The 12,737-nt window shown below is 74.9% G+C and carries 11 protein-coding genes; 8 read left to right on the top strand and 3 right to left on the bottom strand.

Going from position 1 to position 12,737, the window contains the following annotated elements; all coding sequences use genetic code 11:
* Window positions 1–232 precede the first annotated feature (232 nt).
* Window positions 233–1,000, bottom strand: a complete 768-nt coding sequence (locus VSR01_RS00935) for a DUF4232 domain-containing protein (RefSeq protein WP_326447383.1) — start codon at window positions 998–1,000, stop codon at window positions 233–235.
* Between the two features lie 541 nt (window positions 1,001–1,541).
* Between VSR01_RS00935 and VSR01_RS00930 the strand changes: the two genes are divergently transcribed.
* The 5 genes from VSR01_RS00930 (at window position 1,542) to VSR01_RS00910 (ending at window position 6,488) form a co-directional block, all read left to right on the top strand.
* Entirely contained in the window at window positions 1,542–2,306 is a 765-nt protein-coding gene (locus VSR01_RS00930) for a ferric reductase-like transmembrane domain-containing protein (protein ID WP_326447382.1), read from the top strand.
* 175 nt (window positions 2,307–2,481) lie between these two features.
* Window positions 2,482–4,002 carry an FAD-dependent oxidoreductase gene (locus VSR01_RS00925; RefSeq protein WP_326447381.1) on the top strand — a complete coding sequence of 507 codons (1,521 nt, stop codon included), beginning with the start codon at window positions 2,482–2,484 and terminating at the stop codon, window positions 4,000–4,002.
* A complete protein-coding gene (locus tag VSR01_RS00920; RefSeq protein ID WP_326447380.1) occupies window positions 3,999–4,214 on the top strand; it encodes a hypothetical protein in 216 nt (71 codons plus the stop codon). The genes VSR01_RS00925 and VSR01_RS00920 overlap by 4 nt, the downstream gene beginning before the upstream one ends.
* 124 nt (window positions 4,215–4,338) lie before the next feature.
* Entirely contained in the window at window positions 4,339–5,604 is a 1,266-nt protein-coding gene (locus tag VSR01_RS00915) for a VWA domain-containing protein (RefSeq protein WP_326447379.1), read from the top strand.
* Window positions 5,604–6,488, top strand: a complete 885-nt coding sequence (locus VSR01_RS00910) for a hypothetical protein (RefSeq protein ID WP_326447378.1) — start codon at window positions 5,604–5,606, stop codon at window positions 6,486–6,488. Before VSR01_RS00915 ends, VSR01_RS00910 begins: the two co-directional genes overlap by 1 nt.
* 197 nt (window positions 6,489–6,685) lie before the next feature.
* Here the strand turns inward: VSR01_RS00910 and VSR01_RS00905 are convergent, their stop codons facing one another.
* Together VSR01_RS00905 and VSR01_RS00900 are read right to left on the bottom strand one after the other, a co-directional pair.
* The gene (locus VSR01_RS00905) at window positions 6,686–7,846 is read right to left on the bottom strand and encodes an NAD(+)/NADH kinase (RefSeq protein ID WP_326453438.1); all 1,161 of its coding nucleotides are present in this window, start codon (window positions 7,844–7,846) and stop codon (window positions 6,686–6,688) included.
* Between the two features lie 63 nt (window positions 7,847–7,909).
* The gene (locus VSR01_RS00900; RefSeq protein ID WP_326447377.1) at window positions 7,910–8,134 is read right to left on the bottom strand and encodes a hypothetical protein; all 225 of its coding nucleotides are present in this window, start codon (window positions 8,132–8,134) and stop codon (window positions 7,910–7,912) included.
* Window positions 8,135–8,410: 276 nt separating this feature from the next.
* Here VSR01_RS00900 and VSR01_RS00895 point away from each other — a divergent pair, with 276 nt between their 5' ends.
* From VSR01_RS00895 to VSR01_RS00885, 3 genes are all read left to right on the top strand, one after another.
* Window positions 8,411–10,816 (top strand): ricin-type beta-trefoil lectin domain protein, encoded by a 2,406-nt coding sequence (locus VSR01_RS00895; RefSeq protein WP_326447376.1) that lies wholly within the window; start codon window positions 8,411–8,413, stop codon window positions 10,814–10,816.
* A 202-nt stretch (window positions 10,817–11,018) separates the two neighbouring features.
* Window positions 11,019–11,888, top strand: a complete 870-nt coding sequence (locus tag VSR01_RS00890) for a beta-glucanase (protein WP_326447375.1) — start codon at window positions 11,019–11,021, stop codon at window positions 11,886–11,888.
* Complete coding sequence (locus VSR01_RS00885) at window positions 11,888–12,730, top strand: VOC family protein (protein WP_326447374.1); 843 nt, start codon at window positions 11,888–11,890, stop codon at window positions 12,728–12,730. Before VSR01_RS00890 ends, VSR01_RS00885 begins: the two co-directional genes overlap by 1 nt.
* Window positions 12,731–12,737: the final 7 nt, after the last annotated feature.

Raw genomic sequence — 12,737 nt, 5'->3', positions numbered from 1 at the left:
GCTCCGGTTGCGCTCCCGGTTGCGCTCCCGGCCGCGCAACCGGCCGCGGTACGGCGACCGGGGGCGCTTCCGGCCGCCGCGCGGCGACGGGCCCTGCTCCCGACCGCCGCGCGGCGACGGACCCCGGGCCCGGACGCTCCGTGGCGGCCGGCCGCGGTTCCGCACGAGGTCCCCGTGGAGGCTGCTGTCGAGGTTCCTGGGGCAACGAAGTGCTCAACTCCTCGTCCCGGTCTCAGCCCTGGGCCCGCAGGCGCGACCTGCGGCGCACCGCGAACGCCACGCCGGCCCCGCCCAGCAGCAGCACACCGCCGGTCGCCGCGCCGAGGACCGTGCCGGTGCCGCTTCCGCCGGACGTCGCGGCCAGGCCCGTGTCCGGCGCGCCGCTGGGCACCACCGGTACCTGCCGGCCGGAGCCCGAGGTGCCGGGCGCGGTGGACGGGGCACTGGAGGGGGCGCCGGACGGGGCGGAGGTCGGCGCGCTGCCGCCCTCCGGGTTGCCGCCGGTGCCCGCGGCCAGCGGCGTGATCTGGAGTTCGCCGTGGCAGGCCGTGATCCGGCCGGGGATCGTCAGCGAGGCGGTGTTGCCGGGCGGGTACACCTTCACCTGGGCCGAGGTCGGCAGGCAGGCGCCCATGTGGTTGGCGGTGTGGATGGTGTCGCTGGCCGACGCGCCGGGCTTCAGCACCACCGGCGCGTACGTCTCGGAGACCCGCGTGGCGGCCGGCCCGATCTGCTTGCCGCCGGCGTCCAGCAGCGACACCCCCGGGAAGCCGGTGAGGTGGCACGTCGTCGAGCCGTGGTTGGTCAGCACGAGGTAGCGGTAGAGGTTGCCCGCGCCGGCGTCCGAGCCGCCGAGCCGCGCGGTCAGCTGCGAGGTCGCGCACATCGGCGTGGCCTGCGCGTCCTTGGCCGGCGAGGCCGCCGTGGCCGTGGCCGGCACGGCGGTGAGAACGGCGACGGCCGCTGCCGCGGCGCCCGCGGCGAGTGAGCGCTTGTGCATGTCCTGCTCCCTGTCTCGTCTCCCGTTGCTCCCGCGCCCGTCCGGCGCCGTCAGCGGGCTCCGGCGGAGCGGGAATCGGGGACAGAGACGAGGCGGCCGGACCCCCGGTTGTAAAGAATCGTCAAAGTCCGTCGGCCGCGGGGTCCGCCCGGCCGGCCCGCCGCGGCGTCCGGACGCCGCGACAGGGCTCCGCGGGCCGACGGTCCGTCACCCGCCGCTGTGAAACGGTGACATCACGGATGCATCACGGAACGAAAACTCATAAGTAAGGCGCGGCGCCGCGAGGCATTGCGGCCAATTTCCGCGATTGTCCCTCATGTCCCCGCCCCGATAGGAGATCCGGCCATACGTCGCCCGCGGCGGCTGCTTTGGTGTAGCGTCTCCGGCCAAAGGAGCGCGTCCCACGGGGGAAGGCCCTTTGACCGGTTTACCGCGGGACGCCGCGCCATTCCTCAGCGAATGCATTCGTGTTCCCCGCCCGGAGCGAAACCTGGATACGTCCCTTTTACGTCCAGTCGCGCCGGGAGCAAGGAGTCCAGACATGGTCAAGGCCGTGGTCCACGGCCTGCGAGGGCGCCGCCCGAACGCCTTCGCCGCCCTCGCCGCCTGCTGCGCGCTGCTGCTCGTCCTGCTCGCGCTCTGCCTGGTCAGCGCCGCGCCGGCGCACGCCGCCGAGGCGACGCCCGCACCCATACCGGGCTCGCCGCTCGACGCCTACGACAAACAGCTCCCGTACGACGTGGGCGCCCACAAGATCGCCCGGCTCGCCGCGTTGATCGCCTATGCCCTGATGGTCGCCACCGTCGTGCTGGGCGTCCTGCTGCGGATGAGATTCCTGCAACACGCCGTGAACCGGGCCACCTTCTACGGCGCCCACATGGTGCTCGCGCTCTCCGCCATGATCTTCGGCGGTATTCACGGTCTCACCTTTATCTACCAGCCCGTGTGGCACATCGGTGTCGTGCAGTTCGTCGTTCCGTTCAGCGGCGGACTGCAACGTGTACCCGTCGGATTCGGCATTCTCGGCACCGAGCTCGCCATAGCGGTGGCCTGCGCGGTCTGGCTCCAGCGCCGCCTGGGATACCACCGCTGGCTGCGCTTCCACCAGTTCGCCTACCTCGCGTTCGGGCTGATCTGGCTGCACGTCTTCCTGGTCCATCCCGAGCCGCGCCACCTGAACGTGGTCGCGGTCGGCGTCGCCGCCGGCGCGCTCACCGTGCTGGTGGTCTTCCTGATCCGCGCCCTGCCGTCCCGCTCGCGGCTGAGACAGCGGCCCTTCTCCGAGCGGCCGGGAGCTGCCGGATGACCCACCCGCCAGTGTCGCCGCCCACCTCCGCCGTCCCCCGGACGCGGCCGGCCCGGCGCACACCGTCGCCGTCTCCGGACCGCTCATCCCGCCCCCGCAGGCCCCGGCCGCGCCGCCGGCCACGCTGCCCGTCCCCGTCGCCGCGGACTCCTTCGCGCCCGCCCGGCCGGTCCTCGTGCCCGAGTCCGAGCCGGTGCGGGTGAGCGTGGACAACAACCGCTGCCACATCTACGGCATCTGCCAGCAGGAGGCGCCCGAGGTCTTCCGCGTCTCCGAAGGCGGCTCGCTGCACTACACCCCCTCGGTGCCCGCCGAGTTCGCCGCCCGCGCCCGCCAGGCCGCGCGCTGCTGCCCGATGCAGGCCATCGCCGTCCGCGGCGGCCAGCGCCCCGGCGGCGGACCCGCCGACGACAAGTCCCGCCGCCCGCCGCTGCGCAGCGGCGCGGGCTCGCGCACCGGCCGCCGCCGCATCGTCGTGGCCGGCGGCGGCCTGGCCGGCCTCAGCGCCGCCACCCGGCTGCGCGAGCGCGGCTTCGACGGCGAACTCGTCGTCGTCGGCGAGGAGGACGCGCGGCCGTACAGCCGCCCCCCGCTGTCCAAGCAGTACCTGGCCGGCGAACTGACCGACGGCGAGCTCGCCTTCCGCGCCGACGACGCGCTCGACGCCCACTGGCTGCTGGGCGCCCGGGTGGTCGACCTCGACGCGCGCGCCGGCGCGCTGGAACTGCGCGGCGGCGAACGCCTGCCCTTCGACGGCCTGGTCATCGCCACCGGCGTCGACGCCAAACGGCTCCCCGAGGCCCCGGTGCTCAGCGACCGCATCCGCACCATCCGCACCCTCGCCGACGCGGCCGCGGTGCGCCGCGCGATGGCCCACGCCAAGGCCCGCCACGTGGTGATCCTCGGCGGCGGCTTCGTCGGCTGCGAACTGGCCTGCACCGCCCGCGCCCAGGGCATGGACGTCACCCTCGTCGTGCACAGCGCGCCACTGCTGCGGCGGGTCCTCGGCACGCTGGTCGGCGGGGTCGTCGGCAGGATCCAGGAGCGCGCCGGCGTCGAGCTGAAACTGGGCCGCGAGGTCGCCGACTGGCAGGACCACGGCGACGTCCTGCGCCTGCAGCTGGACGACGGCACCACCCTCACCTGCGACTTCGTCGTCCTGGGCCTCGGCGGCGAACCCCGCACCGAGTGGCTGCGCGGCAGCGGCCTGGACATCGGCGACGGCGTGCGCTGCACCCCCACCTGCCACGTGCGCGACGTGTGGGGGCGCACCGTGCCGCACATCGTCGCCGCCGGCGACGTCGCCTCGTGGCCCAACGCCCGCTTCGACGACAAGCCCCGCCGCGTGGAACACCTCATCCACGCCGTGGAGATGGGCCAGCACGCCGCCGACGCGCTGCTGCGCGGCCCGGACCGCGCGGCCCGCTTCACCCCCGTGCCGCGGTTCTGGTCCGAGCAGCACGGCACCCGCATCCAGGCCGTCGGCATCCCCGCGCTCGCCGAGGAGGTCGAGATCGTCGAGGGCTCGCTGCGCTCGGAGCGGTTCATCGCCCGCTACAGCCGCCCCACCCCGTACGGACCCCAGGTGGTCGGCGCCGTCGCCTTCAACATGCCGCTGGAACTGCTGGCCTACCGCGACCAGATCGGCCGGGCCCGTTTGCAGCCGCCCGCCATCGGCCGAAGGAGGCGCCGATGAGCGCCCGCGCCCGCCGCGGCGTCGTCGGCGGCCCGGTGCACCGGATGCTCAGCCTGCCCGCCCGGCTCCACCTGCGCTGGCTGGTCATCGCCCTGGTCACCGGGATCGCCGTGCTGCTCTACGCACGGGTGCTCCTCGGCGCCCAGCCGATGCCGCCCAGCCGCGGCCCGGTCACCGGCAACGCCACCTGGTCGCCGTCACCGTCCCCCTGACCGACGGCCGACGCCTCGGAACACAGTGACATGACGGCGCGTCAGCACGTGGCTGACCCGCCGTCATGTCCCGGCCTCACCAGCCGACTTCGTGATTCGCCGCACCCTTCACTACGATCCTCCGATGATCATCAGAAAGTGGCTGACCGCGGTGCCGGTCTACGGTCTGCTGGCCGTGCTCGTCTGCGCCGCCCTGCCCTCGACCGCGGCGGCCGACGACGGCCCCGCGCCGCGGCCCGCGCCCAAGGTCGAACTCGTCCTCGACGTCAGCGGCTCCATGCGGGCCCGCGACATCGACGGGCAGTCCCGGATGTCCGCGGCCAAGCAGGCCTTCGACGACGTCCTGGACTCGGTGCCGCAGGGCGTGCAGCTCGGCATACGCACCCTCGGCGCGGACTACCCGGGCAACGACCGCAAGACCGGCTGCAAGGACACCCGGCAGCTCTACCCGGTCGGCCCGCTGGACCGCACCGAGGCCAAGACCGCGGTGGCCACCCTCCAGCCCACCGGCTGGACCCCCATCGGCCCGGCCCTGCGCGCCGCCGCCGACGACCTCAAGGGCGGCGACGGCACCCACCGCCTCGTCCTCATCACCGACGGCGAGGACACCTGCCCGCCGCTCAACCCCTGCGACATCGCCCGCGACATCGCCGCCCAGGGCATCCACCTGACCATCGACACCCTCGGCCTGATCCCCGACTCCAGCACCCGCAACCAGCTCAGCTGCATCGCCGAGGCCACCGGCGGCACCTACACCACCGTCCAGCACCGCCAGCAGCTCACCACCAAGGTCAAACAGCTCGTCGACCGCAGCACCGACGAGACCGTGGCGCCGGTCGCCGTCCAGGGCGCCGCCGACTGCGCCACCGCGCCGGTGCTCAAGCCCGGCCTCTACACCGACCGCGAGACGTTCTCGGAGAACCGCTCCTACCGCGTCGAGGTCGCCCCCGGCCAGGAACTGCGCGCCTCCGCCAGCATCTTCGACGACCGCGCGGTGAACCCCGGCTACGGCATCCTGCTGCGCGGCGTCACCCTGCACGGCCGCGAGATCGTCCGCGACGACGAAGGCGGCACCGGCCGCACCGACGCCGTCTCGGCCGGCATCCGCTACCCCAAGCCGTCCGCCGACGACGACACGCCCGCCGAGACCGTGTGCCTGCAGATCAGCAATTCCTTCTCGGCGCCGCCCTCGGTCAAGACCACGCCCGGCATGCCCGTCGAGCTGACCGTCGACCTCGTGGACGCCCCCGACCAGCCCTCCGACGTCGCCTTCTTCGGCCTGGGCCGCGGCTGGTGGCTGCTCGGCCTGCTCACCGTGACCGGCGCCGTCGCCGGCCTGCTCACCGGCTGGGCCGCCCGCTGGCGCCTGACCTCCGGGAGGACCGCCTGATGCGTACGCCCCGACTGCTCGCGGCAGCCGCGCTGCTGGCCGGCACGGCGCTGGCCGTGCTCGCCGGACCCGCCGCCGCCGACGACCCCACCGGCACGCCGACCGACACCGGGTCCGCCTCGGCCACCGCCACCGCCACCGCCGGCGACGACGACGCGGCGCCCACCGAGGCCGGCACCAACTTCCGCACCGCCACCGTCATCCGCCCCGGCCAGCGGGCCACCGCCGGCGGCTCCGCCGGCGACTACCTGTACTGGGCCTTCCCCGCCGACACCGGGCAGAACGCGACGGTCACCGCCACCGTCGCCTTCCCGGCCGGCCAGGCCCGGCACGGATCGTCCACCTGGCAGGTCGACGTGTACGACGGACTGCGCCGCCGCCAGGCCTGCCGCTACGGCGCGCAGACCCGCGTCGCCGCGGCAGACGCCGCGTCGGTGGAGCTGGTCTGCCACCTGCGGACCGTGCGCGCCTGGGCCGAACCGTGGTCCAACGACCCGCTGCGCGGCGCCTTCTACATCCGGCTCGCCGTCCTGGACCTGCCGCAGACCGACCTCGGCCTGCCCGTGCAGGCCGCCGTGGAGGCGACCACCGACGGCACCGCGGGACGGCAGGCGGTCGACGGCTCCGCCGTGCCCCTGGTGACCGCGGCGGGCCCGCGGATCAGGCCGTCCGGCGGCTGGGCCGGCACCTGGTGGTCGCCGCGCTGGTTGTGGACCGCGGGCGGCGGCGTCCTCGCCGTCCTCGCGGCCCTGGGCGCCCACCGCCTGGCCCGCGGTCCGGTCCGCCTCCCCGGCGCGCCGCGCCCGCCGCGCGAGCCGGTACGCGAGACGCCGCCGTACGGGGGAGCCGAGCCCTACGGGGGCGGACAGCCGTACCGGGACTGACCGCGGCGGCCCCCGCCCCGCCCCGCGGGGCCCGGCGGCCGGCACGGGCGCCGGGCCCGCCGGCCGGGCCCCGCGTGCGGGCCGGGCCATCGCCCGGGGGGGGCCACCGCGTGCGGGCCGCTGCCCACCGGCCGGGTCATCGCGCGCGGGCCGGAAACGGCGCCGCCCGTCCCGGTGCCGCCGCGGACCGGACCGGGTCACGACTCCCCGGGCCCCCGGTCCGCGGGCGCCTCCCCGGCCGTCCCGCCACCGGCTCCGCCACCGGCCTCGTCCGCCGTCCCGTCGCCAGGCTCGCCCGCCGTCTCGTCGGCCGGCGGCAGGTACAGGTGCCGCAGGTCCTCGGGCACCGGCGTCGAGGGCCGGAACAGCGGGGCCGACTCGCCGTCCGCCGCCGTCGCCGGCGCGTCGGTCAGCCGCAGCCGGTCCCTGAGCCGGCCGTAGAAGTCCGCCCGCCGCAGCCGCACCAGCCGCAGCGGGCGCGGCGCGGCGAACACCCCGATCCAGTCCCCGGGGTCGAGCACCCCCCGCAACTGCCCGTCCACGCTCACCGCCGCCTGACCCGAATGGGGGAGCACGCGCAGCGCCACCGGCTCGTCGGCGTCGGCGACCACCGTGCGGTCGAAGGTCATGTGCGGGGCCACCGGGGTGAACACCACCGCCCGCATCCGCGGCGACAGCACCGGGCCGCCGGCCGCGAAGCTGTACGCGGTCGAGCCGGTGGGCGTCGCCACCACCACCCCGTCCGCGGAGTACGCCGCGAGCAGCCGGCCCGCGATGTACACCCCGAGGCTCACCTGGCGGTCGCGCGCCAGCTTCTCCACCACGATGTCGTTGAGCGCGGTGACGTCCAGCGCCACGCCCCAGCCGTCGCCCTCCTGCGCCTCGGGACGCACCTGGGGCGGCGGGAGCGCCGGCCCGCGGCCGTACTGCAGCAGCGCCTCCACACCCTCCGGCAGCTCCAGCGGCCGCGACGCGCGCATGGTCAGCGTCATCCGCTCCTCGCAGGCCGACTCCCCGGCCAGCACCGCCTCCAGCGCCCGCTCCACGTCCCGGACCGCGATCTCGGTGAGGAAACCGACCCGGCCCAGGTCCACGCCCAGCACCTGGACGTCCTTCTTCGCCGCCACGCGCGCCCCGCGCAGGAACGTCCCGTCGCCGCCGAGCGTCACGATCAGGTCCAGGCCGCCCGCGGCCCGCAGCTCCGCCCGGGAACTGCGGCGCGCCGGCCGCGTCCCCCACACGTCGATGTCCACCCAGCCGATCGACCGGCGCTCGCACCACCGGCGGACCCTCCGGGCGCCGTCCACCGCCGCGGGGCGCCCCTCGTGCACGACCAGCCCGAGCCGGCGCAGTGTCATCGTCACGGTCTCCCAGCGCTCGGGGGCGGGTGCACCAGCGGTCGGCCACCGCTCGTCCAGCAGTCAAGCCCCGCGGTACCGCCTCGTCAAACCGGGCGGCTCACGGCCCCGCGATTCGTCCGCCGCCCGGTCGGCCGCCCGGTCGGCCGCCCGGTCGGCCGACCGGCGGGGGAGCCCGCGGCGCACCCGGGACCTGCGCAGCCGTCTGCCGACGAGCACGCCCAGGGGCACCGCCAGCACTGTCCAGGCGGCGAGGACGATCGCGGCGACGACCAGCAGATGTGCCATGGCGGGTACCGGGTTCCGTACGGGCCGGCACGGTTCGGGTGCGCCGTGGGAGGCTGCGCGCGCCGCACACGGGCAAACCGTGCCTTTCTCCTTCCCTTTACCCATCTCGACCGGACCACACCTGCACACGAAGACGTTTGACCGTGTGCGGTCTTGACGGACCGTCACCCGCGCAGTGCACTGTCCCGCGGTTCAACCCGTTCGGTTCTGAGCTTTTGTGATGACGTGTCCGAGAGAGGGAACCCCCATGCCCTTCCCCCACCCCCGCGGAGCGCGGTGCGCGCGGACGCGCGCCGCACCGCGCTGCTCGCCGTCCTGGCCCTGCTGCTGTCGCTCGGCCTGGCCGCCGCCCGCCCGACGACGGCCGCCGCCGCGGCGACCACCACCATCTCCGCCGACGGCGCGAGCGGCGGCCGCACCTTCGACGGCATCGGCGCGATCAGCGGAGGCGGCGGCAACACCCGCCTGCTCACCGACTACCCCGCCGCCCAGCGCCAGCAGATCCTGGACTACCTGTTCACCCCGGGCTACGGCGCCGACCTGCAGATCCTCAAGGTCGAGATCGGCGGGGACACCAACTCCACCGACGGCTCGGAGTCCAGCCACATGCACGCCTCGGGCGCCGTGGACTGCACCGCCGGCTACGAATGGTGGCTGATGCAGCAGGCCAAGGCGCGCAACCCCTCGATCAAGCTGTACGGACTGGCCTGGGGCGCCCCCGGCTGGCTCGGCGGCGGCGACTTCTGGTCCACGGACACCATCGACTACCTGGTCGAGTGGCTGGGCTGCGCCTCCGCCAACGGGCTCACCATCGACTACCTCGGCGGCTGGAACGAACGCGGCTACGACGTCGGCTGGTACGAACAGCTGCGCACCGCCCTGGACGCGAACGGCTACGGCGCCGTGCAGATCGTGGCCGCCGACAGCGACTGGTCGGTCGCGAACGACGTGGCGAACAACCCGGCCTTCGCCAAGGCGGTCTCGCAGATCGGCGTGCACTACCCGTGCGAGGGCGGCGACGGCGGCAGCGCGGACACCTGCCCCGGCAACTCCACCGCCACCGGCACCGGCAAGCCCCTGTGGGCCAGCGAGAACGGCTCGCAGGACCTCGACTCCGGCGCCGGCGCCCTCATCCGCTCCATCACCCGCGGCTACATCGACGCCCACTTTACCGCCTACATCAACTGGCCCGTGGTCGCGGCGATCTACCCCGACCTGCCGTACAGCACGGTCGGACTGGTGCTGGCCGACCAGCCCTACTCCGGGGCCTACAGCGTCGGCCGGAGCCTGTGGGCGACCGCGCAGGTCACCCAGTTCACCGCCCCCGGCTGGAAGTTCCTCGACGCCGGCTCCGGCTACCTCGGCGGCGCGGAGTCCAACGGCAGCTACGTCACCCTGAAGTCCACCGACGACACGAACTACTCCACCGTCATCGAGACCACCACCGCGACCGCCGCGCAGACCGTCACCGTCGACGTCGGCGGCGGGCTGTCCACCGGCGCGGTGCACGTGTGGGCGACCGACCTCGGCTCCGCCTCAGACGGCGCCCACATGGTCCAGCAGCAGACCATCACCCCTTCCGGCGGCTCCTACTCGCTGACCGTGCAGCCGGGGTACGTCTACACGCTGACCACCACCACGGGCCAGGGCCACGGCACCGCCGCGGGGCCCGCGCAGACCCCGCAGCCGCTGCCGTACTCGGACACCTTCGACGGCGACGCCGCCGGCCAGCAGCCGCGCTACCTCTCCCAGCAGCAGGGCGCGTTCGAGGTCACCGGCTGCGCCGCCGGCCGCACCGGGCGCTGCGTCACCCAGCAGGCGCCGGTCAAGCCCATCGAGTGGGACGGCGACTCCACCCCGTACACCATCGGCGGCAGCCTCAACTGGACCGACTACACCGTCGCCGCCGACACGCTCATCGCCCGGCCCGGGGCCGTCCAGCTCCTCGCCCGCGCCGGCTCCCAGCACAGCTTCGGCCCGGCCGGGATCAACGACTACTACCTCCAGGCCGACGACACCGGGGCCTGGTCCATCGTCCGCAACAACACCTCGCACACCCTGACCACGCTCGCCTCGGGCCACGTCACGGCACTCGGCACCGGCACGTGGCACCACCTCGCCCTCACCGTGGACGGCAGCACGCTCACCGCCGCCATCGACGGCGTCACGGTCGGCTCGGCCAGCGACAGCACGTACAGCGCCGGCCTGGCCGGGCTCGGCACCGGCGGGTACCAGACCGACCAGTTCGACAACCTCACCGTCACCCAGGTCGGCAGCCGGGCCGGCAGCACCGGCCCGATCGTCGCGCTGGCCGACTCCGCCAAGTGCGTGGACGACGACACCGGCTCCGCCACCAGCGGCACCAAGATCCAGATGTGGGACTGCAACAGGACCGGCGCCCAGCAGTGGGCGGTCCAGTCCGACGGCACCGTCCGGATCAACGGCAAGTGCATGGACATCACCCACGCGGCCACCGACGACGGCGCCCTCGTGGAGCTGTGGGACTGCAACGGCGGCGGCAACCAGAAGTGGCAGCAGCGCGGCGGCGAGCTGATCAACCCCGCCTCCGGCAAGTGCCTGGACGACCCCGGGTACAACACGGCCAACGGCACGCAGCTGGAGATCTGGACCTGCAACGGCGGCGCCAACCAGCAGTGGATCGCCCCGGCGCCGGCTTCGTAGGCCGCATCCGCTGCTCGGGGGCGCGCGGTCGATCCGCGCGCCCCCTTCGCGCATCCACACACCCTAGCCACGGCTCGTGACCTATTGTTCACTGGGAGTAACAAGAGGGGTGTGACGCGGCGCCGCCACGGCAGCGCTGCGGCACCGCCGACGCGGCACACACCGCCGGCGTCGGCACGGCACGAGCACCACGGGGGCAGCGATGGCAGGCACGACCGTCTTCTCGGCGCCCTTCGACGACCGCACCGCCTGGGCCGCGGGCCGCACCTCGGCCTACCCCGAGGACGGCCGCAACCGCGCCGACAACAAACTCGACCGCATCGCGCCCGCCTACGCGCCCACCCCGGACGGCGTCTTCCGCGCCCGCCGCGCCGACCGCGGCGACTGGCGCACCGACCTGGTCTCCACCGAGTACGCCCCCGGCGGCTTCGAGCTCCTGCCCGGCGACGAACTCACCGCCACCTGCCTGGTCCACGCGCAGACCGGCGCCTGGCCCGCCCTGTGGACCTGGGGACGCGACCGCGACGGGGGCCGCCCGCAGCCCGGCCACGGCGAGGTTGACGCCTTCGAGTACCACGGCGACAACCCCGCCGTGCTGGAGCTGACCAATCATGTCCGGCCGGCCGCCCGCTACGCCGACGGCCTGATCACCCCCGGCACCCCGTTCCGGCTCGGCATCGTGTTCGGCGCGGACAGCGTCGACTGGTCGGTCGACGGCGCCACGGTCTTCACCGACGGCGTCGGAGTCGGTCGGCACTGGCGCGCCTGGATCGTCGTCGGCATCAGCGTCAGCGCCGGCGGGTACGGCCACCCGCCCCCGGCCCACGACGCGCGGGAACTCCAATGGCGGTGCACCGACCTCTCGGTCCGCCGGCCCCGCCGCCCGGCGGGACCGCGCCGCACCGGGCGTGAGTCTCGTCACGCCTCCCCGCGCGGGGGCATGATCGCGGCGCGCGTGGGAAGGCGAGGCCTGCAGGGCCCTGCGACGATGCAGGTGCGCCCGACGAGGCCGGTGGGCCCGCCGCGCGCGAGCCCGCCACCACCCCCGAGCGAGACGGTGCCCCTCACGTGATGTCCCAGCCGTACCCGGTGACCGACGCCGACCGCCCGGACGGCGGTCGACCCGACCGCGCAGCCCCCGTGAAGGAGGCGCCGCGCGGCGCCCCGTGCTGGGTCAACCTGACCGCGCGCGACCTGGAGTCCGCGGAGAAGTTCTACGGCACCGTCCTGGGCTGGGAGTTCCGCTCCACCACCCTCGGCGAGGACTTCGCCGTCGCGATGAAGCACGGCCGCCCCGTCGCGGGCATCGCCGCCGTCGCCACCGACATGCAGTTCGCCGTGGTGTGGACGCCGTACTTCGCCGTGCCGCAGGTGGACGAGGCCGCCGCCCGGGTCCGCGAGCGCAGCGGCACCGTCGCCCTCGGCCCGGTCTCCTTCGCCTCCGGCCGCGCCGTCGTCTCCGCCGACCGCGACGGAGCCGTCTTCGGCCTGTGGGACGGCCGGCTCCCCGGCGGCTGGGAGACCTGGCACGACAACAGCCCGGTGGTGGTGCGGCTGCGCACCCGCGACGCCTTCGAGGCGGCCATCTTCTACGGCGGCGTCCTCCAGTGGGCCGACGGCGCCCCCGACAGCTGCACCGTCTCCTACGAGCACGAGGAAGTCGTCGTCCGCAGCGGCGAGAGCATCGTCGCCCGCCTCAGCTCCGGCGCGGTCGACGCGGCTCCCGACCCGGCGATCCGCCCGCACTGGGAGGTGCACTTCGCCGTCGACGACGTCGAGGCCGGCGCCGACCTCGCCCACTCCCTCGGAGCGACCGTCCTCGACCGCGGGCACGGGCGCACCGGACCGTGGGCGCGCCTGCGCGACACCGACGGCGGTCTCTTCACGATCATCACCGACCCCGCCCGCGGCTGACGCCCGC

Source organism: Actinacidiphila sp. DG2A-62 (genome assembly GCF_035825295.1).
GTDB lineage: Bacteria > Actinomycetota > Actinomycetes > Streptomycetales > Streptomycetaceae > Actinacidiphila.
Note: the sequence above shows the minus strand (reverse complement) of the source record. Positions and strands in the feature narration are given on the sequence as shown.

Coding starts and splice junctions, on each gene's coding strand:
- VSR01_RS00935 (WP_326447383.1), bottom strand. CDS start 1,000: ATGCACAAGCGCTCACTCGCCGCGGGCGCCGCGGCAGCGGCCGTCGCC.
- VSR01_RS00930 (WP_326447382.1), top strand. CDS start 1,542: ATGGTCAAGGCCGTGGTCCACGGCCTGCGAGGGCGCCGCCCGAACGCC.
- VSR01_RS00920 (WP_326447380.1), top strand. CDS start 3,999: ATGAGCGCCCGCGCCCGCCGCGGCGTCGTCGGCGGCCCGGTGCACCGG.
- VSR01_RS00915 (WP_326447379.1), top strand. CDS start 4,339: ATGATCATCAGAAAGTGGCTGACCGCGGTGCCGGTCTACGGTCTGCTG.
- VSR01_RS00910 (WP_326447378.1), top strand. CDS start 5,604: ATGCGTACGCCCCGACTGCTCGCGGCAGCCGCGCTGCTGGCCGGCACG.
- VSR01_RS00905 (WP_326453438.1), bottom strand. CDS start 7,846: ATGACACTGCGCCGGCTCGGGCTGGTCGTGCACGAGGGGCGCCCCGCG.
- VSR01_RS00900 (WP_326447377.1), bottom strand. CDS start 8,134: ATGGCACATCTGCTGGTCGTCGCCGCGATCGTCCTCGCCGCCTGGACA.
- VSR01_RS00890 (WP_326447375.1), top strand. CDS start 11,019: ATGGCAGGCACGACCGTCTTCTCGGCGCCCTTCGACGACCGCACCGCC.
- VSR01_RS00885 (WP_326447374.1), top strand. CDS start 11,888: ATGTCCCAGCCGTACCCGGTGACCGACGCCGACCGCCCGGACGGCGGT.